A 23,298-nucleotide genomic window follows, 5' to 3' on the forward strand; every position below is an offset into this window, starting at 1 on the left:
TTCAAGCAAGACTGGCCTCCTTCACGCCATGCGTCCCGAGATAGGCGGCGATCACCTCGGGGTTCGTGCGCACCTGCTCCGGCGTGCCCTCCGCCAGCATGCGGCCCTGGTTCAGCACGACGACATGGCGGCTGATGCGCATCACCAGCTTCATGTCGTGCTCGATCAGCACCACCGCGACGCCACGCGCGGCGACCTGCGCGATCAGCCGGTCGATCTCCTCCGTCTCGACCGGGTTGCAGCCAGCGGCGGGCTCGTCCAGCAGCAGCACGCGGGGATTCGTCGCCAGCGCGCGCGCGATCTCCAGGCGCTTCAGCGCGCCGTAGGGCAACGAGCCCGCGGGCAGCTCCGCCTTGTCGGCCAGCCCCACCTCCTCCAGCAGCGCCATCGCCGCATCCCGCGTCGCGGCATTGGCGCGGCGCGCGCGCGGCAGGCGGAACAGGTCGGCAAACAGGCTGGAGCCTTCCCGCAGGTGCCGCCCCGCCATCACGTTCTCCAGCGCGGTCATGCGGAAGAACACCTGCAGGTTCTGGAAGGTCCGCGACAGGCCGAGCGCCGCCAGGCGGTGCGGCGGCGCCTGCGTCACGTCCTTCCCGTCCAGCGTGATGCGCCCCTCCGTCGCGCGATAGAGGCCGGAGACGATGTTGAACAGCGTGGTCTTGCCCGCGCCGTTCGGTCCGATGATCGCCAGGATCTCGCCGGCACGCGCGGCAAAGCCGACGCCATCCAGCGCGCGCAGGCCGCCGAAGGAGATGCCGATGTTCTCGGCGCTCAGCAGCGCGTCGGACCGCCCGGTCACGCCGGCCTCCGCCGCAGAAGCGCCGCCAGGCCCGGCACGATGCCCGCACGAAGGAAGATCATGAACAGCATGATGAGCAGGCCGATCACCGCCTGCTCGTATTCGTGCAGGAAGGTCAGGGTCTGCGGCAGCAGGACAAGCAGCGCCGCGCCCACCACCGCGCCCGGAACCGAGGCGAGGCCGCCGATCACCACCATCGTCACGTACTCGATCGAAGCCAGGAATCCCGCCGCATCGGGCGTGACGAAGCCGTTCATCAGCGCCAGCAACCCGCCCGCGACCGAACCGTAGACCGCCGCGATGACGAAGGCGCGCAGCTTGTGTGCGGCGACGTCGATGCCGACGGTGCGCGCGGCCACTTCGCTGTCATGCAGCGCGGCGAGCGCCCGGCCCGAGGGGCTCGCCTGCAGGTTCAGCGCGATCCAGACGCCGATGAGGAGTGCGCCGCCGGTGATCCAGTAGAAGGTCTCGCCGCCGCGGATGCGCCAGCCGAGGAGTTCGGGGCGCGGGATGCGGATGCCGTCCGGCCCGCCGGTCAGCGCCACCTCGTTCACCAGCACCATCGTCACCAGCATGCCGAAGCCAAGCGTCGCCACCGCCAGGTAGTGCCCCTTCAGCCGCAGGATCGGCCGCCCGACCACGAAGGCGACGCAACCCGCAATTGCCGCGCCCAGCGGCAGGCAGAGCAGCACGTCCAGGCCGAGCAGCTTGGGCCCGAGCGCCATGGTGTAGGCACCGATGCCGACGAACCCCGCATGGCCGAGGCTGACCTGCCCCGCCTGCCCCATCAGGATCTGCAGCCCGACGGCGGCGAGTGCGGTCACCCAGATCAGCGCCGCGACCCGGAAGTAGAAGCCGGAGGGGAAGAACCAGGGGATGGTGCCGATGATCACCGCAAGGATGATCAGCGTGGCCCAGCGCGCGCTCATGCTACACGCGCTCCACGCTGCGCCGGCCGAAGAGGCCCTGTGGCATGGTGAACAGCACGGCGAGGATCACCACGAAGGCGACCGCATCCTTGTAGGCCGAGGAGATGGTGCCCGCCGCGAAGCTTTCGAGCAGCCCCAACAACAGCCCGCCCACCACGGCGCCCAACGGGCTGCCCATGCCGCCCAGCATCGCCGCCGCGAAACCCTTCAGCGCCAGCATCGTGCCGACGTCGAAGGAGGTCAGCGTGATCGGGGTGATCAGGATTCCCGCGAGCGCACCAATCGCCGCGCTCAGGCCGAAAGAGAGCGCCAGCACGAAGGAGGTGTCCACGCCGACCAGCCGCGCGGCCAGCCGGTTCGCCGCCGTCGCCAGCACCGCCTTGCCGAGCAGCGTCTTCTCCAGGAACACGAACAGCCCGAGGAACACCAGCACCGCGCCGCCCAGCACCCAGAAGCTCTGCGGCAGGATGGCGGCGCCGGCGAGCAGGATGGGATCGCTGCCACTGAAGGCCGGCAACTGATGGAACTGCTTGTCGAAGACGATCTGCGCTACGCCGCGCAGGAAGATGGAAGCGCCGATCGTGATGATGATGAGCGTGACGGCGGAGGCGCCACGCGCCGGCTCGATCGCCAGGCGATGCAGCAGCAGCCCGACCGCGACCGCCACCAGGATCGCCAACGCCGCTGCCAGCGGCAGCGCGAGCCCCGCCGCAACGGCAAAGACCGTCACCATGCCGCCGAGCATGACGAACTCGCCCTGCGCGAAGTTCACCACGTCGGACGCGTTGTAGATCAGCGTGAAGCCCAGCGCGACCAGCGCATAGACCGCGCCGACCGTCAGGCCGGAGACGAGGAATTGCAGGAGTTCTGCACCCACGAAGAAGCCCTCTCCCGCTTGCGGGGGAGGGTTGGGTGGGGGCCGCAGTATCGGCGCACCCCAGTCACCTGCCCCCACCCCGACCCTCCCCCGCAAGCGAGGGAGGGAGACGTCTTCAGTTTCCAATCAACACGAACTGCCCGTTGCGGATCTCCACCATGCGGAAGGCGGAGAGATCGAGGCCCATATGGTCCGTAGCACTCATGTTCACGACGCCGCCGGTGCCGACGAAGCCGCGCGTGGCGCGGATCGCGTCGCGCAGGCGCGTGCCGTCGGTGCTGTTGGCGCGCTTGATCGCCTCCACCAGGATCATCAGCCCGTCATAGGCATGCCCGCCGAAGGTGGAGACGGGCTGGCCGGTCTCGCGCTCGAAGGCGGTCTTGTAGTCGATCAGCACCTGGCGCTGCGGATCGTTCGCCGGCAGCTGCTCGGCCACCAGCAGCGCGGCCGCGGGCAGGCGCACGCCCTCGGCGGCCTGTGGCGTCGCGAGCTGGATGAACTGCGCGCTGGCCACGCCATGCGACTGATAGAGCGGCAGCCGGATGCCGAGCTGGGCGTAGTTGCGCGTGACGATCGCCGGGCCCTGGCCGAAGCCCGGGTTCACCACCGCCTCGACGCCCTGGGTGTTGCGGATGCGCGTCAGCTGCGGGGTCATGTCGGAGTCGCGCGGGCCGTATTGCTCGTCGGCGACGATGGTGATGCCCGCCGCCTGCGCCACGCGCTGGCATTGCGTGCGCATGGACTGCCCGAACCCGTCCGTGCCGCTGATGAGCGCCACGCGGGAAAGGCCGCGGGCGCGAACGTCGGAAAAGATCTTCTCGCAGGCCATGCGGTCGGTGTGCGGCGTCTTGAAGGTGTAGGGCGAGACGGGGTCGATGATCTCGATCCCACCGGCGAGCGAGATGAAGGGAATTCGCGCATCCTCGAAGACCGGGCGCATGGCCATCGTCGTGCCGGTGGTGGTGCCACCGACCATCGCCACCACGCGGTCGTCCTCGACCAGGCGGGTGGCGAAGGTGCGGGCGCGGTTCGCGTCGCCGCCATCGTCGTAGACGATCAGCTGGATCGGCCGCCCGTTCACGCCGCCCGCGGCGTTGATGCGGTTGACGTAGAGCCGCAGCGTCTTGTCCTCGGGGTCGCCGAGGAAGCTCGCCGGCCCGGTGACGGACAGCACGGCGCCGATGCGGATCGGGTCGTTGCGCTGCGCCAGCGCCGGCAGTGCGACGATGGCGGCGGCGCCGAGCGCGAGCGCGCCGCGCCGGAGCATGGAAGCGATACCCATGTTTCTTCTTCCTCCCTGTGTGACGCGCTCAGGCCGCGGCGGGGCGCCGTGCCATGGCGATGTGGAACCGGTTGGCGACGAAGGCGGCGTCCGTCAGGCAGGAGGTGCCGGCCGGGTTCGCGCCCGAGACATGATAGTCGCTGAAGGCCGCGGACTGGTTCACGAACAGCCCGCCGCAGAGATTCTCGCTGAGCGCCACGCCGGCCCTGGCGAACGCTGTCTCGGCGCGCTGCAGGAACGCCTCGTCCGTGCTGTGGACCAGCGCGGTGATGGCGCCCTTCTCGCGCACGGAGGCTGCGGCCAGCGCGAGTGCTTCATCTGCATCCTTGCAACGGATCAGGAAGGCGATTGGGCCGAAGCGCTCCTCGCCCCAGGCGGCGCGGTCCGCGGCTTCGACCGCAACGATCAGCGGCGTGGCGCTGCGCGCTTGGGCAAAGCCCGGCATCTCCACCGTCCCGCTGTCGCGCACCACGCGTCCCAGTCCGCGCGCGGCGGCGATGCGGTCCAGCGTCGCCGGGTTCTGCACGGTGCCGAGCACGCCCGCGGCACGCGCCGGATCGGCGAGCAGGGCGTCCACCGCCGCGGCAAGCGCCTGCGCGACCTCGTCGAAAGCCTTGGGCCCGCTTTCGGTCATGATGCCGCCAGACGGCACGAAAAGATTCTGCGGCGCGGTGCACATCTGGCCGCTGTACAGGCTGAGCGAGAAGGCCAGGTTGCGGCACAGCCCCGCGAAATCCGCGGTGGAATGCAGCACGACCGGGTTGATGCCGGCCTCCTCGGTGTGCAGCGGCTTGGCGCCCGCGACATGCGTGCGCAGCCAGCCGCCGAAGGCCGGGCCGCCGGTGAAGTCCACGATGCCGATCGCCGGATGCCGCGCGAGCTCGGCCGCAAGCGGCGCGTCCGCGGTATCGGGCGCGAGCTGCACCACGTCTTCCGGGAAGCCCGCCTCCGCCAGCACGGCGCGCGCGGTGCGCACCGTCAGCGCCAGCGGCAGGATCGCCGCCGGGTGCGGCTTCACGATCACCGCATTGCCGGTGGCGAGATCGGCGAAGAGCCCGGGATAGCCGTTCCAGGTCGGGAAGGTCGCGCAGCCGATCACCAGCCCGATGCCGCGCGGGATCACCCGAAAGGTCTTGTCGAGGTTGAGCGTCTCCTTCCCCGCGGGCTTGCTCCAGCGCACCGCGCCGGGGATTTTCCCGAGTTCCTCCATCGCATAGGCGACCGCTTCCAGCCCGCGATCCTGCGCATGCGGCCCGCCGGCCTGGAAGGCCATGGCCCAGCCCTGGCCGGTGGTGTGCATCACCGCCTGCGCCATCAGGAAGCTGTCGCGGTTGAGGCGATGCAGGATCTCCAGGCAGACGCCCGCGCGATGTTCCGGCGAGGCTTCCGCCCAAGCCGGCGCAGCTTCCTCCGCGCGCGCGACCAGCGTCGCGACATCCTCGGACGGATAGGTGATGCGTAGCGCCGGTCCCCAGGGCGAGACCTCGGCGCCGACCTGCCGCGCACCGGGCGCGAAAGGCTTTGCGAGCAGAGCGGCGAAGCCGGCGTCTGCATCGGCCTTGGCCGTCTCGCCATAGATCCTGCCGGAAGGCGCCTCGGGATAGGCGGAGAAATAGGCGCGCGAGCGCGCCGCCTGCATGGCCTGCTCCAGCGTCGCGCGATGCTTCGCGAACAGCGCGTCGCGGAAATCGCCCGCCATCGCTTCCTCCCCGCCCTGTTGACCCTGGCGAGCCGCCAAAATAGATTAACCGAACGGACAGTCAATACTAAACGATCCGGATCGGATGTCTGAGGGAGGGGTGGATGGCGGAGGAAGCGGGACCGCTACTGGTCGAGCAGCGGCAGGGCTGGCGGAAGCTCACGCTGAATCGGCCGCAGAAGCTCAATGCCTTCGACGCGGCGCTGCATGCCACGCTGTGCGATGCGCTCGAGGATGCGGGGCGCGATCCGGCTTGTCGGGCGGTGCTTCTGAGCGGCGCCGGGCGCGGCTTCTGCGCGGGGCAGGACCTGGCGGAGCCGGGGCTGACGGGGCAGGAGGCCGATCTCGGCGCGGTGCTCGATCGCGGCTGGAACCGGCTGGTGCGCACGATCCGCGACCTGCCGAAGCCGGTGGTTTGCGCGGTGCATGGCGTCGCCGCCGGTGCCGGCGCCTCCATCGCCTTCGCCTGCGACATCACCCTGGCCGCCGAGGATGCGCGCTTCGCCCAGGCTTTCATCCGCATCGGCCTGATCCCCGACAGCGGCGCGACCTGGACGCTGACGCATCTCGCGGGCCCCGCGCGCGCGCGGGCGCTGGCGATGCTCGGCGATCCGATCAGCGGCAGCGAGGCCGCGGCGATGGGGCTGGTGTGGCGCGCGGTGCCGTCGGACGCGGTCATGGGGGAGGCGGAGAAGCTCTGCGACCGCCTCGCGCGCCTGCCTGCCGGCGCACTGGCGGCGACGAAGCGTGCGCTGGCCGCCGCCGAAAGCAACGGCTTCGACGCGCAGCTGGCACTGGAAGCGCAGATGCAGCGCGAGCTCGGTCGCAGTGCTGACTATGCGGAGGGCGTCGCGGCCTTCCAGCAGAAGCGCGCCGCACGCTTCGAAGGCGCGCCCGAATGACGCCACAGCAATTGGCCGAAGCCTGCGCCGACGCCATGTGGGCGGAGGACCGCGCCTCCGCCGGCCTCGGCATGCGCATCGCGCGTGTCGCGCCGGGCGAGGCCGAGCTGACCATGCCGGTGGAGAGCCGCATGGTGAACGGGCACGGCATCTGCCATGGCGGCTTCATCTTCGCGCTGGCCGATTCCGCCTTCGCCTTCGCCTGCAATTCCTTCAACCGTCGCGCCGTCGCGCAGAGCAACACCATCACCTATCTGCGCCCCGCGAAGCTCGGCGACACGCTGACGGCGCGCGCCGTGCAGACCACCAGCGCAGGCCGCAGCGGCATCACGGACGTCACCGTCAGCGACCAGGACGGCCGCGCCATCGCCGTGTTCCGCGGCCTGTCCCGCGTCATCGAAGGTCATCTCGTGGAGGTCACGCCATGACGACGCGCCTCGGCGATCCGCCGCCGGCCGAGTTGCTCGACGAAGGCGAGCGGCTCTCGCCGCCGCAGCTGCGCGCGCTGCAGCGCGAGCGCCTCGCCGCCACCCTCGCCAACGCCTATGAGAATGTCCCGCATTACCGCCGCGCCTTCGAGGAAGCCGGCGTCACGCCGCTGGATTTCCGCGACCCGGAAGACCTGCGGAAGTTCCCCTTCACGACGAAGGCGGACCTGCGCGCCAACTATCCCTTCGGTATGTTCGCCGTGCCGCGCGAGCAGGTTGTCCGCATCCACGCCTCCTCCGGCACCACGGGCAAGCCCACCGTCGTCGGCTACACGAAGCAGGACATCGACAGCTGGGCCGCGCTCGTCGCCCGATCCATCCGCGCCAGCGGCGGCAGGCCGGGGATGATCGTGCATGTCGCCTATGGCTACGGCCTCTTCACCGGCGGGCTCGGCGCGCATTACGGCGCGGAGGCCATGGGCTGCACCGTCATCCCCGTTTCCGGCGGCATGACCGAGCGCCAGGTCCAGCTGATCGAGGATTTCCGGCCCGAGATCATCATGGTCACACCCTCCTACATGCTCGCCTTGCTGGACGAGTTCCGGCGACAGGGCGTGGACCCGCGCAAATCCTCCCTCAAGGTCGGCATCTTCGGCGCCGAGCCCTGGACCGAGGCGATGCGCACGCAGATCGAGGAAGCCTTCGACCTGCACGCCGTGGACATCTATGGCCTGTCCGAGGTGATGGGCCCCGGCGTCGCCAATGAATGCGTCGAGACCAAAGACGGCCCGCATATCTGGGAGGACCATTTCTACCCGGAGATCGTGAACCCCGAGACCGGCGAGCCGGTGCTGGATGGCGAGCCGGGCGAGCTGGTCTTCACCAGCCTCACCAAGCAGGCGATGCCGGTCATCCGCTACCGCACGCGCGACCTGACGCGGCTGCTGCCGGGCACGGCGCGTCCCGCCTTCCGGCGCATGCAGAAGATCACCGGCCGCAGCGACGACATGATCATCCTGCGCGGCGTCAACGTGTTCCCTTCGCAGGTGGAGGAGCAGATCCTGCGCGTGCCGCACCTGGCGCCGCACTACCAGCTGGTCCTGACGCGCGAGGGCCCGATGGATGCGATGACCATCGCGGTGGAATGCGAGCCCGGCAGCGATGCGGGCGAGCGCGCCGCCGCCGCGCAGGCGCTGGCGCATCACGTGAAGGAGATGATCGGCGTCTCTGCCGCCGTGGATGTGCGCGACCCCGGCGCGATCGAGCGCAGCCTCGGCAAGGCGCGACGTGTCGTGGACAAGAGGAAGTAAGATGGCGCGACCACGGGCCGCCGACCACTTCGAAAAACGCCAGGCCTTCATGGCGCAGGCGGCGGAGCTGTTCGCACGGCACGGCTACGACCGCGCCTCGCTGGCGATGCTGGCGCAGGCCTGCGGCGTCTCCAAGGCGCTGGTCTATCACTACTGGCGCGACAAGGAGGAACTGCTCTTCGACGTGCTGGCGCAGCACCTGCAGCACCTGGTGGAGCTCGCGCGCGGCGTCCACATGCTCACGCGCAGCCCACGCGAACGCCTCGAGACCTTCGCCTTCCTGCTGCTGGATGCGTATCGCGACGCGGATGCGGTGCACCGCGTGCAGATCGCCTGCCTCTCCCTGCTCTCGCCGGAGCGGCAGGAAGCCTTGAAGTCGCTGGAACGGGCGCTGGTGGAGGAGGCCGCGGGCATCGTCGCGGACCTGCATCCCGACATCGCGCGGCAGCGGCATCTGCTGATGCCGCTGACCATGTCCTTCTTCGCGATGCTGAACTGGCATTATCTGTGGCACCGCGAGGGCGCGAAGCTGACGCGCGCGGATTATGCGCGGATGGTCGCGACCCTGATCGCGGCCGGCGTGCCGGCGGTGGCGGACCAGTTCGGGGAGGCGATGGCCAGCGGGTGACGCCCGGCGCCCGGGCCGGCGCTTGCCGGGCCGGACGCGCTCAGCGCCAGCCGCGACGCATCAGCGCGGCTTCCGCCGCCTCGTCGAGCGGCGGCGCGGCACCCAGCCGCTCCAGCATCGCGCCGATCACCGGATGCTCCGCCGATGCGGTGCGCAGCGCGTCGCCGGTTTCGAGCGTGACGCCGGCGCGCAGCGCCCAGGCGCCGCCGTCGCGGCAAGCGAGCCCCGCCAGCGCGCCGGCGGGGCCCTCGAGCAGGAAGTCCCGGCAGGCGCCGCCGGCGACCGGATGCGTTGCGAGAGGCTGCACGCGATAGCTGCCCTCGGTGCGGGCGCTGCCGGACGGCGTCGCCTCCAGCGCGGCCGCGACGAGCGCCTGCGCGCCGGCCAGCGGATCGCGCAACCCGCCCGGCGCCGTGGCGCCCTCGCGCCCGAGCCAGTAGCCGACCGGCGCGGCGAGCAGCGCGGCGACGGAGGCCGCGAGTGCCATCGGCAGCCAGCTGCGCGTGGCGGGGCGCGGTCGCGTGGGCAGGGGCACGACCTTGCGCGCACCTGTGCCAGGACTGCCCGCTGCATCGGCAGCCAGCACCGCGGCGACCAGCGCGGCCGGCACCGGCGCCTCCGCCACCGGCCCGAGCGCGGCCGCGGCGGCGCGGCGTGTCTCCGCGAAGAGCGCATAGCGCGCCGCGAGCCCGGGCTCCGCGGTGAGACGGGCGCGGAGCGGCGCGGCCTCGACCTCGGCGAGTTCGCCATCGGCCAGGCGCATCAGCAGCATGTCCTCCTCCTCCCGGTCCATGCGTCAGTCGCTCCCGCCGGTGTAGGCCGCGCTCGCCAGGCCGAGCGCGGCGCCCAGGGCGCGGCGCGCGCGGAACAGCCGGCTCATCACCGTGCCCACCGGGATCTCCAGGAGTTCCGCCGTCTCCGCATAGCTCAGCCCCTCCACGCAGACCGCCACCAGCACCGCGCGCTGCTCCTCCGGCAGCGCATCCATCGCCGCCCAGACGCGCTCCAGCGTCAGGGTGGCCTCCGTCTCGCGCCGCCCATCCGCGCCCACGAGTGCCGCGATCGCGTCCGGCTCGCCGGTTGCGGGGCCGCGGCGGGCCTGCGCCCGGCGCTGGTCGATCCAGATGTTCTGCATGATGCGGAACATCCAGGAATCGAGCCGCGTGCCGGGCGTGAACCGCTCCGGCATGCGCAGCGCCCGCTCGCAGGCCGCCTGCACCAGGTCGTCGGCCGCGTCGAGCGAGCCGGCGAGACCCGCGCCGAAGCGCCGCAGCCGCGGCAGCAGCGCCACCAGCGCCTTGGCGAAGTCGCTCGGCCCGGGCTGACTTCCGTCGGACGACATCAACACTCCGCCATCAAATCGTCCGGCCCCCGGCGTTATTCCCACAGCCGGGGCAGATACCACATCCCGCGTGCCCCAATCAGGCGTCGGCAGACCGGGAGAACAGTCCATGCGCGACCCGCGACGGATCGCCGCCCTGCTTGTCGCCTTGCTACTGCTTGCGCTGCCGGCGGGTGCGCCGCGGGCCGACGACGACGATGACGGCGGCGGTCCGGGTGGCGGCGGCGCGAGCAGCAGCGCCGGCGGCGCGCAAGGCGGCGCGTCGGACGGAGGCGGCGGGGATCCCGCGACCCCCATGCCGCGGGGCGCGCCCTCCACCGGCGACCCGCTCCGCGATCTCCGGAGTTTCCTCGGCGTCTTCGTGCCCGGCGTCACGCCGGCGCCCGCCCCGACCGCCCCGGCGCCGGCCCCCGCGCCCCGCCAGGCCGCGCGGCCGCCGGCGCAGGCCGCGACCACGGTGCCGCGTGAGATTGCCGCGATCGGGGTGGATGCGCCCGCCCGGGCCAGGCTGGTCGCCGTCGGCTTCACGGTGATCGAGGAGACGCCGGCGCTGCTGGTGCCGGGAAGCATCATGCGGCTCGGCCCGCCCCGCGGCAGCACGCCCGCCGCCGCCGCGGCCACCGCGCGCAGCCTGGCGCCGGCCGCGCGCTTCGACCTGAACCACCTCTATCGCCCGGGCTCGGCCGCGCCAGGGATGGCGGCGCCCGCCGCGGCGAGCGGCGGCCCGGCGCCGGCGCGCTGCGCCGCCCTGCCGGTCGGCATGATCGACACGGCCATCGCCGCGGAGCATCCCGCGCTCGCCGGATCGCGCATCGAGCGCCTGACGCGCCGCGGCAGCGGCCGCGCGCCGTCCGACGCGGCGCATGGCACCGCCGTCGCCGCGCTGCTCGGCGCCGCGCTCGGCGATGTGCCGATCGTCGCGGTGGATGCGTTCCACCGGCGCCCGGATGGTGACGCGGCGGATGCCTTCGACATCGCCGGCGCGCTGGCGCTGCTGGTCGCGCGGGGTGTCGCTGTGGTGAACCTCTCCTTCGCGGGCCCGGACAATGCGGTACTGGCCCTGGCGACGGAGCGGGCCGCAGCGCAGGGCCTGCTGCTCGCCGCGGCCGCGGGAAATGACGGGCAGCAGAGCCCGCCCCGCTATCCCGCCGCCTATCCCTGGGTGGTCGCGGTCACCGCGGTGGACCGCGCGCGGCGGCCCTTCGTGCGCGCGGTGCGCGGGCCGCATCTCGCCTTCGCCGCGCCGGGCGTCGGGTTGGCGGCGCCCGGGCGCGCCGGGGTGCGGCTCAGCGGCACCTCCTACGCGGTGCCCTTCGTCAGCGCCGCCTTCGCCTGGGCCATGGCCGGGCAGGACCGCGATGCGGCCTTGCAACTGCTCGCGGCCGGCGCGGAGGACCTCGGCTCGCCCGGGCGCGACCGGATCTTCGGCTGGGGCCTGATCCGCCCGGCCCAGGGCTGCGACGCGCCGCGGCTCGACGCCGCCTGGTGAGCCGGCGCGGCGCGGCCCGGAGCACGCCCTTCGGTCCGCCCGTGACGCGGTGCTAGACTGCCGCCATGACGCTGCGCCTCAACGCCGACTTCGCCTGCCGCGCCGCGGTGCATCCCGCGCCCGAGGCCTGGGTGGCCTCGCCCATGGCCGGGGTCGAGCGGCTGATGCTGGACCGCGTGGGCGGCGAGGTGGCGCGCGCCACCTCCCTGGTGCGGTATGCGCCGGGCAGCGCCTTCTCCGGCCACCGCCATGACGGCGGCGAGGAATTCCTGGTGCTGGACGGGGTGTTCCAGGACGAGACGGGCGACCACCCGGCGGGCACCTATGTGCGCAACCCGCCGGGCACATCGCATGTCCCGGCCTCGGCGCCGGGCTGCACCATCTTCGTCAAGCTCTGGCAGTTCGACCCGGAGGACCTGACGCCGCTGCGCGCCGACATCGCCGCCCTGCCTCGCGCCGCCGATCCGCTCCGGCCCGGCGTGCTCGTGGCGCCGCTGCTCGCCCGCCAGGACGAGACGGTGCGGATCGAGGACTGGGTGCCGGGGGCACGGGTGCCGCTGCTCGCCCCGCGCGGGCTGGAATTGCTGGTCCTGGCCGGCGGCTTCACGGAAGGGGGCGAGGCATTCGGCCGGCATGCCTGGCTGCGCCTGCCGCCCGGCCATCGCGGCGTGGCTGTGGCCGGGCCGCAGGGCGCGACCGTCTGGGCCAAGGCAGGGCATCTGGCGCAGATCCGCCTGCCGCCCGGCGCCTGATGGCCCGCCCCCGGCGCGTTCACCTTTCGATACCGTTCCCGGGCTTGGCCGATCCCCCGGCCGGGGCCACTTTCGCGGCATGTCCCGCATGACCCGCCGTGCCGCCCTTCAGGCCGCTGCCGCTTGCGCGGCCGCCGCCACCCTGCCCGCCGAGGCCCTGGCGCAACCCGCCACGCCCGCCGGCGTGACAGAGCGCCCACTGTTCGGCGCCACGCTGCGCACGCTGCCCAACGGGCTGCGCGTCGCCTTCGTGGAGAACCGGCGCGCGCCGGTCGTGGCGCAATACGCCTATGTCGCCGCGGGCGGCGGCGAGGACCCGGCCGGGAAGTCGGGCGTCGCCCATTTCCTCGAGCACATGATGTTCAAGGGCAGCCCGCAGGTGGCCTCCGGCGAGTTCTCCCGCCGCGTGGCGCGGGAGGGCGGGAACGACAACGCCTTCACCTCGCGCGACGTCACCGGCTACTTCCAGCATGTCGAGGCCTCGCGCCTCGACCTCGTCGCGATGATGGAGGCGGACCGCTTCGCCGCCGCGCGCATCCCGGCGGACGAGGTGGAGCCGGAACGGCAGGTGATCCTGGAGGAGCGCGCGCAGCGCACCTCCTCCTCGCCCCGCGCGCTGTTCTTCGAGGGCTTCCAGGCGGCGATGTGGGGTCGGCAGCACTGGGCCGGCCGACCGATCATCGGCTGGGAGGAGGAGATCCGCGCGATCACCCATGCCGACCTGGTCGAGTTCCACCGCGCCCGCTACGCCGCGGGCAACGCCGTGCTGGTGGTGACCGGCGCCGTGCCCTCCGACAGCTTCTGGCAGGTGGCCGAGGCGAAATGGGGCGCCCTGCCGCCCGGCCCGCCCGTGCCCCGCAACCGCGCCGCGCCGCCGGCCGAGATCCCGGAGCCGCGCTACAGCCGCAACGATCCGCGGCTGCGCGGCGAGGCGGTGTTCCTGCGCGACTGGCAGGCGCCCTCCCTGACCGCGGGCGAGACGCGCCTCGGCGAGCCGCTGGAAGTGCTGCGCCACCTGCTCGGCGGCGGCACCGGATCGCGCCTGCATCACGCCCTGGTGGAGGGTGGCCTCGCCGTTTCGGTCGGCGCTTCCTACGATTCCGATGCGGCCTCCTGGACGGATTTCGGCATCTCCGCCGTGCCGCGGCGCGAGGTGGCGCCGGAGCGCGTCGAGCAAGCCATGATGGCCGAGGTGAAGCGCCTGCTGGATGGCGGCGGCCCGACCGAGGCCGAGGTCGCGCGCGCCATCCGGCAGATGACGGCCGGCGCGCTGCTGGCGCTGGACGGGCTCGGCGCGGCGCCCCGAATGATCGGCGGCGCGCTGGCGATCGGCCTGCCGCTGGAGACGGTGGAGTTCTGGCCGGCCCGGCTGCGCGCCGTCACGCGCGACCAGGTGGCGGAGGCCGCCGAGGCGGTGCTCGGCAAGGCGCCCTCGGCCAGCGGCTGGCTGCTGCCCGAAGGCGTCCCGGCGCCGGCGGAGGTGCGGGCATGACCGACACCTTTCGGCTCGACATCCAGACCGTCGAGGCGGGCGGGCGCTCCGCCTGGCTGATCAAGGACCAATCCGTTCCCGTCGTCTCCATCGCCTGGGCCTGGCGCGGCGGCGCCGCGCTCGATCCGGCGGAGCATGCCGGTGCGCTCTCCATGGGTGCGGCGCTGCTGACCGAGGGCGCGGGCGACCTCGACAACCGCGCCTTCGCCGATGCGCTGCGCGACGAGGCGATCGGCCTGGGTTTCGGCGCGGAGCGCGACGGCTTCGAAGGCTCGCTGCGCGCGCTGCGGACGGCGCTGCCGGAGGCGGTGCGACTGGCCAATCTCGCGATGCGCGCGCCGCGGCTCGATCAGCCCGCGGTGGCACGGGTGCGCGCCCGCGCGGTGGCCGGCGCGCGCGCGCAGCTGGAGACGCCGCGCGGCCAGGTCGGGCGCGCCTTCTGGGCCGCGGCCTTTCCCGACCATCCCGCGGGCCGCCCGACGGGCGGCACGGTGGAGACGCTCTCGGCCCTGCCGGAGGAGGCGATCCGCGCCGCGCTGACGCGGCAGATCCGGTCCGGGGGGCTGCTGGTCGCCGCCGCGGGCGCGATCACGCCGGACGAACTGACGCGGCTGATGCCGGCCCTGTTCGAGGGCCTGCCCCCGGGCGCACCGCCCGAGGCGCCGCCGCTGCCCGCCTTCACTGCCTTCGACCGGCGCGTGGTGGAGGTCGCATCGCCGCAATCGGCGATCCTGTTCGGCCAGCCCGGCCTGCCGGTGACCGACCCGGAATGGGAGACGGCGCAGGTGGTGCTCCGCGTTCTGGCCGGCGGCGGCTTCTCCTCCCGCCTGATGGAGGCGGTGCGGGTGAAGCGCGGGCTCGCCTATGGCATCGGCGCGGGGCTCGACGTGCTGTTCGGGCAGGGCATCGTCGTCGGCTCCTCCGCCACCGACAATGCACGCGTGGCCGAGACGCTGGCGGTGACGCGGGAGGAATGGGCGCGCATGGCCGCGGAAGGGCCGACGCGGGAGGAACTGGACGACGCCGTCGCCTTCCTCACCGGCAACCTGCCGCTGCAGTTCACCGACAGCCGCCGCATCGCCGGCACGCTGCTCGCGCTGCGCCGCAACGGGCGGCCACTCGACTGGCTGAATGCGCGGGCGGAGCGGCTGCGCGGGCTGACTACGGCGCAGACCACGGCGGTCGCGCAGCGGCTGCTGGAGCCGGGCGCGCTGTCGGTCGCGATCGCGGGGCAGCCCGTCGGGCTGTAGCGACGCGGGCTCGAGCAAAGGCGGCGGCTACTCCGCCGCGCGCGCCATGGCGCCGCTCAGCACGGTGGAAAGCTGCGCCAGGCTGTAGGGCTTGGCGAGGCGCGGCGGGCCGCCGGGCTCCTCCTGCCCGCCGCCGGCATAGCCGGTGGCCAGGATGACGGGCAGCCCCGGATGGTCCAGGCGCAGCCGCGCCGCCAGCGCGGCGCCGGTCATGCCGGGCATGGCGTGGTCGGTCAGCACGGCCGTGACGTCGCGGCGCGCATCGAGCAACGCGAGCGCGGCCTCCGCGCTCTCGGCCGGCACCGGCTCATAGCCCAGTTCCTCCAGCATGGCCGCGGTGCTCTCCAGCACCAGCGGCTCGTCATCCACCACCAGCACGGCGCCGCGGCCGGGCATCGGCGCATCCGCCTCCTGGGAAGGCGCCGGCACGGGCAGGCGGTTCGATGCCGGCAGCCACAGCGTCGCGGTGGTGCCGCGGCCCGGCGCGCTGTCCAGCACCAACGCGCCCCCGGACTGCGCGGCAAGGCCATGCACCATGGAGAGGCCGAGGCCGGTGCCCTGCCCCGCCGCCTTGGTGGTGAAGAAGGGTTCGACGGCGCGCGACAGCGTCGCCTCGTCCATGCCGCCGCCTTCGTCGCTCACTGCCACGGTGAGCCAGCGCCCCGCCGGCAGGCGCCCGGGCGCGGGTCCGTCCACCTGCGCGATTCGCACGCCGATCCGGCCGCCTTCCGGCATCGCGTCGCGCGCATTGACCGTGAGGTTGACGAGGGCGAGTTCCAGCGCGTGCGGGTCCACCAGCGCCGGCGAGAGGTCCTCCGGCGCATCGAGCTCCAGCGTCACGAGCGGGCCGGCGGAACGGCGGAGCAGCGCCTCCACCCCCAGCAGCAGCGCGCGCAGGTCCACCGGCATCGGCTTCAGGTCCTGGCGCCGGGCGAAGGCCAGCAGGCGCTGCGTCAACGTGGCGCCGCGCTCGGCCGCCTGGGTCGCGGCGTCCAGGTGGCGCAGCAGGTCCGGCGCGGCGACCTCCGCGCGACGGCGGGCGATGCCGAGATTGGCGAGCACGGCCATCAGCAGGTTGTTGAAGTCATGCGCCACGCCGCCGGTGAGCTGGCCAAGCGTGTCCATCTTCTGCGCCTCATGCAGCAGCGCCTGCGCCGCCTTCAGCGCGGAGACGTCGCGAGCCTCCGCCACCAGCAGCGAGACCAGCCCGTCCTCGCCGCGCACGGGCGTGACGGAGAAGTCCACCGTCACCGCCTGCCCCGCGGCATCGCGCATCCGCGTCTCGCGTCGCACGAAGCGGCCGGATGCGGCCTCGGCGATGGCCTCCCGCAACTCCGCCTGCGTCGCGGCGTCCTGCGGCCACCAGCGTGCCGCCCAATAGGGCTCGCCGATCACCTCCACAGGGGTGACGTCGCCGAGGCGCAGCATCGCCGCATTCGCCTCCAGCACCGTGCCGTCGGGGGAGAGCAGGCCGATGAACTGGAAGGTGGCGTTGAACAGGCCGCGGAAGCGCGCCTCGCCCTCCCGCAGGCGCGCATTCGCCTCGGCCAGCGCGCCGGTGCGCTCGGCGACGCGCCGCTCGAGCGTCAGCCGCGCCTCCTCCATCGCCCGCTGCGCCGCGCGCTCCGCGGTGACGTCGCGCGCGATGCCGAGCAGGCGGCGCGGGCGGGCCTCCCCGGCGGCACGACCTTCGGCCTTCGCGCCGATCCAGCGCGGCGGCAGCACGCCGGCGAGCCGGAACTCGACATCCAGCGGCGCACCGTGGCTCACCGCATCCGACAGCGCCGCCACCAGCACGCCGCGGTCATCCGGGTGGATGGCGCGCAGCAGCGCGCGCACCGGCAGGCTGCGGAAGCCGCGCTGCTCCGCGCCCGGCAGGCCCCAATGGCCGAAGACGTCGCCGGCCAGCGCGATGCGCGCCGTCTCGAGATCCAGGTCCCAGAGCCCGATGCCGCCCGATTGCTGCGCGAGCCGCAGCCGCGCCTCGCCTTCCTGCAGCGAGGCGAGCAGGTGCAGCCGGTCCGACAGCGCCTCGGCCAGGGCGGCGCCGCGCTCCACCGTCGTGCGGATCGCGTCCGCCTCGCGCCGGCCGGCGCGCAGCGCGGCGGCGCCGAGGCTGCCCGCCAGCGCGAAGGAGAGGCAGAAGAGCAGGCCGTTGCGCAGCAGCCGTCGGCGGAAGGGCGCGAGCACGTCGTCCTCGGACACGGCCACGACCGCCGTCGCCGGCACCGAGAGGGCGGCACGCCACGCCACGAGGCGGGCGCGTCCGTCCGGGCCGGCTTCCTCGGCGAAGCCGCTCGTGCCGCGGCGCGGCGTCTCCGGCGGCACCGGCGGGTGCGGCGGCACGGGCCAGCGCAGCAGCACCGCCCCATCCGCCCGCAGCAGCCGCACCTCCGCCGCCGGGCCGAGCGCGAGCCGCTCCAGGACGCGGCTGAACTGATCGACATGGATCGCGGCATGCACCGCGCCGATGAAGCGGCCCTCTGATCGCAGCGGCCGCATCCAGCCGAAATTCCACACCCGCGTCTCGGGCGACAGGTCGAGCCGGGCGAGATGCTCTCCCGCGCCATTCGCCACGGCGACGAAGCATTCCTCCTGCCCGAGATCGAGCGACGGCGGATCGGGGCGAAGCGAGCTGGCGACCAGGCGGCCCGTCGCATCCGCCACCCAGATCGCGCCGACCTCATGCGCCAGCGTATCGAGCGCCGAGAGGTCGGGCCAGCTCCGGTCGCGCAGGGCATCGAGGCCGTTGCGCTCCACCAGATCCGCGACATTGGCGCTGGTCAGCTCGGCGATGCGCAGCGCGCTCTCGGCCGTCTCGGCCAGCAGGGCGGCCGCGTTCTCCGCCGCGGCGCGGCCCTGCGCCAGGGTCGTGTCGCGGTCGGCGATGCTGGCGGCGGTGAACAGCGCGGTCGCGATCAGGGCGAAGGCCACCAGCGCGAGGCGCAGGCGGCGCCACGCCGGTCCGGTGCTCTCCACCCCGTGTCGGGCGCCGGCCATGCCGATCCCTTCGCAGTTCCTCCGCGGGACGGTATCTAACCCGAAGCTGCGGCATGAACCATCGGCTTGCGCCCGGCGGCGCAATGAGGAGGGCGAGCGCATGGCCGATCCCGCGACCCGCGCGGCCGCAACGCCGGAGGATGCCTGGCGGGCCCTGCGCACCCTGGCCACAGCCCCGGGTGCCGCCGCGGTGCGCGCACGGCTGGATGCCGATCCGGATCGCTTCCGCCGATTGAGCCGCCGCGCCGCCGGGTTGCTGCTGGACCTCTCCCGCACCTCGCTCGACGACGGCACGCTGGAGGCGCTGCTGACGCTGGCGCGCGCGACCGGCGTGACGGCCTTCCGGGATGCGATGGCGCGCGGCGAGGCGGTGAACGCCACCGAAGGGCGTGCCGCGCTGCACATGGCGCTGCGCGGTCCGTCGGGTCGCTATCGCGCCGGCGCCGAGGATGCCTCGGCCGCGGTCCATGAGACGCTGCGCGCGATGCGCGACTTCGTCGAAGGCGTGCATGCGGGGCGGATCCTGGCTGCCGACGGCAGCCGCTTCACGAGCGTGCTCAACATCGGGATCGGCGGGTCCGACCTCGGCCCGGCGATGGTGACCCGCGCGCTGTGGCGCCCGGGGAGCGGGCTGCGCGCGCATTACCTCTCCAACGTGGATGCGCATGCGTGGGAGGCGCTGCGGCCGGAGCTCGATCCGCGCAGCACGCTGGTGCTGGTGGCCTCCAAGACCTTCACGACGCAGGAGACGATGGCCAATGCGCGCCTGGTCCGCGCCTGGCTGGCGGGCACCGTCGGCGCGGAGGCGGCGGCGGCGCAGATGGCGGCGCTCTCCACCAACCTCGCGGCGACGTCGGCCTTCGGTATCGCGCCGGACCGCGTCTTCGGCTTCCGCGACTGGGTCGGCGGGCGCTTCTCCCTGTGGTCGGCGGTCGGGCTTTCCGTGGCGCTGGCCTGCGGCTGGGACGCGTTCGAGCATCTGCTCGCCGGCGCGCGGGCGATGGACGAGCATTTCCTCACCGCGCCGGACGCGCAGAACCTGCCGCTGCTGCTGGCCGCGACCGAGGTCTGGCACGTGGACGGCCTCGGCTATCCGGCACGCGCGGTGCTGCCGTACGACGAGCGCCTGGCGCGGCTGCCGGCCCATCTGCAGCAGCTCGAGATGGAATCGCTCGGCAAGCGGGTGACGGTCTCGGGCGCGCCGGTGGCGATGCCGACCGGCCCGGTGGTGTTCGGGGAGCCCGGGACCAATGCGCAGCATTCCTTCATGCAGCTGATCCACCAGGGCACCACGCCCGTGCCGGTGGACTTCGTGCTGGTCGCGCGGCCGGACCACGCCCGTGCCGACAGCCACCGCATCCTGCTGGCCAATGCCCTGGCGCAGGCCGAGGCGCTGGCGCGCGGGCGCAGCGAGACGGAAGCGCGCGCCGCGATGGCCAGCGCCGGCCTGCCGGCGGAGGAGGTGGCGCGGCTTGCGCCGCATCGCAGCTTCCCCGGCGACCGGCCGAGCGTTTCCATCCTGCTGCCGGCCCTGACGCCGGAGGCGCTCGGCGCGCTGGTCGCGCTCTACGAGCACAAGGTCGCCTGCCTCGGCGCCTTCTGGGGGATCAATCCTTTCGACCAGTGGGGCGTGGAGCTGGGCAAGCAGCTGGCCGCCGGCATCCTGCCGGCGCTCGATGGCCGCGCCGCGGCGAGCGATCCGGCGACGGCGGCGATGGTGGCGGAGATCCGCGGGCTGTGGCGATGACGAAACCGTACCGGGACAATGTCGGCGCGCTGCTGTTCAATGCGGCGGGGCTGGTGCTGGTGGCGCGCCGCGCCGACCTGCCGAATGCGGAGGGCGCGGCGGGCGGCTGGCAATTGCCGCAGGGCGGCGTGGATGCGGGCGAGGACCTGCGCGTGGCGGTGCTGCGCGAGCTGAAGGAGGAGGTCGGCACCGACAAGGCCGAGATCCTCGAGGAATTCCCGGGCTGGCTCACCTACGACTTCCCGCCGGAGCTCGCGGCGCGCGGCTTCCGCATCGCGCGGCGCTATCGCGGCCAGCGGCAGAAATGGTTCGCGCTGCGCTTCACCGGCACCGATGCCGACATCCGGCTGGACGCGGACGAGCACCCCGAATTCGACGCGTGGCGCTGGGCGAGGCTGGAGGAGCTGCCGGACCTCGCCGTGGCGTTCAAGCGCGACATCTATGTGGAGCTGGTGCGCAGCTTCGCGCACCTCGCAGCGCCCCGCGTCAGTCGGTGATGCGGACGCTGGCGAGCTGCGCGCCGACCTGCTGGAACACCGCCTGGAGCTGCGCCGCGTTCGGGCTCTCCAGGTAGTGGGCGGGGCTGCTGGCGCAGGCCTGCAGCCGGGCGCGATGCGCATTGGCGACCTGGAAGCCGATGACATAGACGGTGATGTTCACGCCCGGCGCCTTCATCGCCTCGCAGACCGCGGCGAAGCGCTCGTCGAGCCGCGCATCGGCGTTCGTCTGCGTGACCGGGCTGATGCGGGCGCTCGGGAAGCGCGCATTGTAGTCCGCGACGCGGCCATAGGCGTTGTAGATCAGCTCCGTGCCGTTGGCGCTGGGGCAGACGCCGTCGTCGCTCGCGCCGCAGCTCGCCCCGTAGGGCGGCTGCCAGTTGTTGTCGCCGTCAGTCAGGATCACCACCACCTTGCGCATGTTCGGCGTGTTGTAGGGCAGCGGCAGGTTGGGCGTGTTGGGAATGCCGGCATTCGGGTTCTGCCAGTAGCCCTGCCAGTTCGGGCTGAGAGTGTACCAGGCCCCCTGCAGGCCCACCGCCGTGGTGGTGCCGCCGCTGCGTTGCGGTGCGACGATCGAGGCCAGCGCGGCGTTCACCTGGCTGCGGCGCGCCGTCAGCGGCTGGATCGGCGTCATTGCGCAGAGCAGGTTCGGCCCGATCGAATCGGCATGGGCCATGCCCGCGTCGCGCAGCGTGTCGTACATCTTGTTCGCGTTGAGCTGGGACTGGGTCGGCGCACCGGCGGCGGTCGGCCAGTCGTTGTCGCCGTGGCAGAAGCGCGTGTTGTTGTTGCTGCCGGGATAGGCATTGCCGCTGACGCAGCGGCCTGAGCCGACGGTGCCGACCCTACGGTAGGTGCTTTCCCAGAAATAGGGCCGGAACCGTGCAGCGCCGGTGGGGGCGGCGTCCGTCGTGTCGTGGCCGTTGCGCCGCGCCTCGACGCAGCCGGACCAGCCGCCGAGGGTCCAGCCGGCGGGCATGTTGCTGGTGTCGAGCATGGCGGAATTGCCGCTGCCGATGTTGATCGTGCGCGCGAAGGGCACGACGGAGACATAGAGGTTCTGCTGCGTGTCGCGCCCGCCATAGAGCACGTCGAGCATGGTGTGGATGGCCGTGCGTGCGGCATCGAGCTTGGTGCCGGCGATGCCGCCGCCGGCAGGGTCGCGCATCGAGGCCGTCTGGTCCACGACGATCGCGAGCTCGAGCCCGCTGCCGCCGCGCTGGACCGTGGTGCGCTCCGTGCGCACGACGCTTGCGTTGGAAAGCACGCCGAACAGGGTCGTGCCAATGGTGGCGCTGGCCTGCACCGTGAGCGCGGTGGAGCCGGGCGCGGCCAGGCTGATCTGCGGATCGCCGATGGTCGCGCCGAGATAGCCGCGCGTGCCGTCGCGCTGGGTGAAGTGGGCCCAGAAGACCGCCGCGGCCTCGCTGTCTCGGTTCGGGTCGGTCAGCCGGCGGGCCGCGGCCAGCGCGGCGGCATCCACGGCGGTGCGCAGCCGCGTCTCGACCAGCCAGATCCGCGTGCTGTCCACGGCAAGGCCGGCGGCACCAATCATCGAGGCCATCATCATCGCGGTCAGCGCCGCGGTCGTGCCGCGCTTGTCCATCGCGGGTCTCCTTCAGCCGGTGCAGTCGGGTTGCGCGCTCGCGGCAGGGGCGAGCTGCAGCGCGGGCGCATCGGCCGCGCGCGTCAGGAACACGGTCATGCCGCGCAGCACCTGCTCGGCGCCGTCCTCCATGAAGAGCGTGCCGAGCGACCAGGGCGCGCGCGGCAGGAAGACCTCGGTCACGAACAGGGTCTGGCCCTGCGGCACCGCGAAGCCGCCGGGCAGGGCGGCGTTGCCGCCGGCGACCCCGATCCGGCTGGCATGCGCGGCGCTGCCGCCGCGCTGCTGCCACATCACGCGCGTGGCGCCGTTCTGCTGCGCGACCGCGCTGAGCACGACCGCGCCGGTCGCCGAGGCGCCGGTTACGTTTCCGGCGGAGCCGACGATGCGCTGCGCATAGGTCCAGAACTGGTCGGTGTCGCCGGGGGCCGCGATGCGGTTGCACTGGGAGACCAGCTGGCCGAGCTGCAGCGCCGCGGAATCGAGCCGCATCTGCGTGCGCATGAAGTTCACGAGGTCGGTGCCGGCCATGGCCAGCAGCAGCAGCACCGGCACGAGCAGCCCGAATTCCGCGCTGGCGCTGCCGCGGCGCGGGCGCCTGGACGCGTTCCGCCGCGAATGGCGCGGCGAAGCGGGCCTGGCCTGGCTCGAAAACGCTCTAACAGACCGCATTGTCGAAGGCCTCGTTCTTCACCACGACCGCGGCGCGGTGCACGACGTGCTCGGGCCCGCCGATCACCCGCAGCCAAGCGCCGGTGAGGAAGGGCTCGGTGTAGAGCACGGTGTAGGTCACGACCTGCCCGCCCGTGCCTTCACCGGCGACAGGCGGCGCCACGCCGAGATCCACGGCGCTGTCATGGGCGCCGGTCGTCACCTGGATCCGCGCGGGGGTCAGGATGCTCCCGGTGGCGTTGGCGACGAGCCAGCGGACCGTCTGGGATCGGCAAGTGATGCCGGCCGGCGTGTCGGGGCGCGTTGCCTGCCCGGTCACGCCGAAGCGGCTGGCGCGCAGGGTCGCGCGGTCGAGCGCCGCCGCGACGGTCGCCTGCCACGTCACCTCGACCAGGCCGATCACCACGGCGAGGATCGCGAGGAACAGGAAGCTGAACTCAGCCGAGGCGACGCCTCGGCTGCCTGGTCGGGTCATGGGTCCGCATCCGGCGTCCGGCGGAGCGCCGGCGTTCGGATCGAGTAAACAACGAGACGGCGACGCTCAAACCAGATCTTGTCGTTTTTAATTCGTAATTGTTTTAATTATTTTTCGTC

At 73.0% G+C, this 23,298-nt stretch carries 21 protein-coding genes; 10 read left to right on the forward strand and 11 right to left on the reverse strand.

Annotated features, from left to right (window positions below; genetic code table 11):
• Position 1: 1 nt before the first annotated feature.
• From DFH01_RS02435 to paaN, 5 genes are all read right to left on the reverse strand, one after another.
• Entirely contained in the window at positions 2 to 799 is a 798-nt protein-coding gene (locus tag DFH01_RS02435) for an ABC transporter ATP-binding protein (RefSeq protein WP_233255926.1), read from the reverse strand.
• The gene (locus DFH01_RS02440) at positions 796 to 1,728 is read right to left on the reverse strand and encodes a branched-chain amino acid ABC transporter permease (protein ID WP_109868800.1); all 933 of its coding nucleotides are present in this window, start codon (positions 1,726 to 1,728) and stop codon (positions 796 to 798) included. The genes DFH01_RS02435 and DFH01_RS02440 overlap by 4 nt, the downstream gene beginning before the upstream one ends.
• Before the next feature lies 1 nt (position 1,729).
• Positions 1,730 to 2,605 (reverse strand): branched-chain amino acid ABC transporter permease, encoded by an 876-nt coding sequence (locus DFH01_RS02445; protein WP_109868801.1) that lies wholly within the window; start codon positions 2,603 to 2,605, stop codon positions 1,730 to 1,732.
• A gap of 115 nt (positions 2,606 to 2,720) precedes the next feature.
• Complete coding sequence (locus DFH01_RS02450) at positions 2,721 to 3,887, reverse strand: ABC transporter substrate-binding protein (protein WP_109868802.1); 1,167 nt, start codon at positions 3,885 to 3,887, stop codon at positions 2,721 to 2,723.
• 28 nt (positions 3,888 to 3,915) lie between these two features.
• Positions 3,916 to 5,586, reverse strand: a complete 1,671-nt coding sequence (paaN, locus tag DFH01_RS02455) for a phenylacetic acid degradation protein PaaN (protein ID WP_109868803.1) — start codon at positions 5,584 to 5,586, stop codon at positions 3,916 to 3,918.
• A gap of 104 nt (positions 5,587 to 5,690) precedes the next feature.
• Here paaN and DFH01_RS02460 point away from each other — a divergent pair, with 104 nt between their 5' ends.
• From DFH01_RS02460 to DFH01_RS02475, 4 genes are read left to right on the forward strand one after another with little or no spacing between them, the layout of a single operon-like run.
• Complete coding sequence (locus DFH01_RS02460) at positions 5,691 to 6,488, forward strand: enoyl-CoA hydratase-related protein (RefSeq protein WP_109868804.1); 798 nt, start codon at positions 5,691 to 5,693, stop codon at positions 6,486 to 6,488.
• Entirely contained in the window at positions 6,485 to 6,916 is a 432-nt protein-coding gene (gene paaI, locus DFH01_RS02465) for a hydroxyphenylacetyl-CoA thioesterase PaaI (protein ID WP_109868805.1), read from the forward strand. Before DFH01_RS02460 ends, paaI begins: the two co-directional genes overlap by 4 nt.
• A complete protein-coding gene (paaK, locus tag DFH01_RS02470) occupies positions 6,913 to 8,226 on the forward strand; it encodes a phenylacetate--CoA ligase PaaK (RefSeq protein ID WP_109868806.1) in 1,314 nt (437 codons plus the stop codon). Before paaI ends, paaK begins: the two co-directional genes overlap by 4 nt.
• Position 8,227: 1 nt before the next feature.
• Positions 8,228 to 8,854, forward strand: a complete 627-nt coding sequence (locus DFH01_RS02475; protein WP_109868807.1) for a TetR/AcrR family transcriptional regulator — start codon at positions 8,228 to 8,230, stop codon at positions 8,852 to 8,854.
• Positions 8,855 to 8,894: 40 nt separating this feature from the next.
• Here DFH01_RS02475 and DFH01_RS02480 read toward each other — a convergent pair whose 3' ends face one another.
• On the reverse strand, positions 8,895 to 9,647 hold the full coding sequence (locus DFH01_RS02480; RefSeq protein ID WP_158287585.1) for a hypothetical protein: 753 nt from the start codon (positions 9,645 to 9,647) through the stop codon (positions 8,895 to 8,897).
• Between the two features lie 3 nt (positions 9,648 to 9,650).
• Positions 9,651 to 10,196, reverse strand: coding sequence for an RNA polymerase sigma factor (locus DFH01_RS02490; RefSeq protein ID WP_109868809.1), 546 nt, complete (start codon positions 10,194 to 10,196; stop codon positions 9,651 to 9,653).
• Positions 10,197 to 10,305: 109 nt separating this feature from the next.
• Between DFH01_RS02490 and DFH01_RS02495 the strand changes: the two genes are divergently transcribed.
• The 4 genes from DFH01_RS02495 to DFH01_RS02510 all read left to right on the forward strand — a co-directional run bounded on the left by DFH01_RS02495 (position 10,306) and on the right by DFH01_RS02510 (position 15,179).
• Complete coding sequence (locus DFH01_RS02495; protein WP_109868810.1) at positions 10,306 to 11,685, forward strand: S8 family serine peptidase; 1,380 nt, start codon at positions 10,306 to 10,308, stop codon at positions 11,683 to 11,685.
• A gap of 65 nt (positions 11,686 to 11,750) precedes the next feature.
• Complete coding sequence (locus tag DFH01_RS02500) at positions 11,751 to 12,437, forward strand: cupin domain-containing protein (RefSeq protein ID WP_233255927.1); 687 nt, start codon at positions 11,751 to 11,753, stop codon at positions 12,435 to 12,437.
• Positions 12,438 to 12,525: 88 nt separating this feature from the next.
• Positions 12,526 to 13,929 (forward strand): M16 family metallopeptidase, encoded by a 1,404-nt coding sequence (locus tag DFH01_RS02505; protein WP_233255928.1) that lies wholly within the window; start codon positions 12,526 to 12,528, stop codon positions 13,927 to 13,929.
• Positions 13,926 to 15,179, forward strand: coding sequence for a M16 family metallopeptidase (locus DFH01_RS02510; RefSeq protein ID WP_109868812.1), 1,254 nt, complete (start codon positions 13,926 to 13,928; stop codon positions 15,177 to 15,179). Before DFH01_RS02505 ends, DFH01_RS02510 begins: the two co-directional genes overlap by 4 nt.
• A 27-nt stretch (positions 15,180 to 15,206) precedes the next feature.
• On the opposite strand, the gene DFH01_RS02515 is transcribed toward DFH01_RS02510, so the two are convergent.
• Entirely contained in the window at positions 15,207 to 18,179 is a 2,973-nt protein-coding gene (locus DFH01_RS02515) for an ATP-binding protein (protein ID WP_109868813.1), read from the reverse strand.
• Between the two features lie 100 nt (positions 18,180 to 18,279).
• Between DFH01_RS02515 and pgi the strand changes: the two genes are divergently transcribed.
• Positions 18,280 to 19,926, forward strand: coding sequence for a glucose-6-phosphate isomerase (gene pgi / locus DFH01_RS02520; protein WP_109868814.1), 1,647 nt, complete (start codon positions 18,280 to 18,282; stop codon positions 19,924 to 19,926).
• Positions 19,923 to 20,423 carry an RNA pyrophosphohydrolase gene (locus DFH01_RS02525; protein WP_109869889.1) on the forward strand — a complete coding sequence of 167 codons (501 nt, stop codon included), beginning with the start codon at positions 19,923 to 19,925 and terminating at the stop codon, positions 20,421 to 20,423. Before pgi ends, DFH01_RS02525 begins: the two co-directional genes overlap by 4 nt.
• Here the strand turns inward: DFH01_RS02525 and DFH01_RS02530 are convergent.
• Genes DFH01_RS02530 through DFH01_RS02540 form a run of 3 tightly spaced genes read right to left on the reverse strand, consistent with a single transcriptional unit; the run spans position 20,413 to position 23,179 of the window.
• Entirely contained in the window at positions 20,413 to 22,032 is a 1,620-nt protein-coding gene (locus tag DFH01_RS02530) for a pilus assembly protein TadG-related protein (RefSeq protein ID WP_109868815.1), read from the reverse strand. The two genes, DFH01_RS02525 and DFH01_RS02530, sit on opposite strands and share 11 nt — an antisense overlap.
• A gap of 12 nt (positions 22,033 to 22,044) precedes the next feature.
• Positions 22,045 to 22,704: a TadE/TadG family type IV pilus assembly protein gene (locus tag DFH01_RS02535; RefSeq protein WP_109868816.1), complete on the reverse strand. Its 660-nt coding sequence runs from the start codon at positions 22,702 to 22,704 to the stop codon at positions 22,045 to 22,047.
• The gene (locus tag DFH01_RS02540; RefSeq protein ID WP_109868817.1) at positions 22,691 to 23,179 is read right to left on the reverse strand and encodes a TadE/TadG family type IV pilus assembly protein; all 489 of its coding nucleotides are present in this window, start codon (positions 23,177 to 23,179) and stop codon (positions 22,691 to 22,693) included. Before DFH01_RS02540 ends, DFH01_RS02535 begins: the two co-directional genes overlap by 14 nt.
• Positions 23,180 to 23,298 lie beyond the last annotated feature (119 nt).

The organism is Falsiroseomonas bella, from assembly GCF_003173615.1.
Taxonomy (GTDB): domain Bacteria; phylum Pseudomonadota; class Alphaproteobacteria; order Acetobacterales; family Acetobacteraceae; genus Falsiroseomonas; species Falsiroseomonas bella.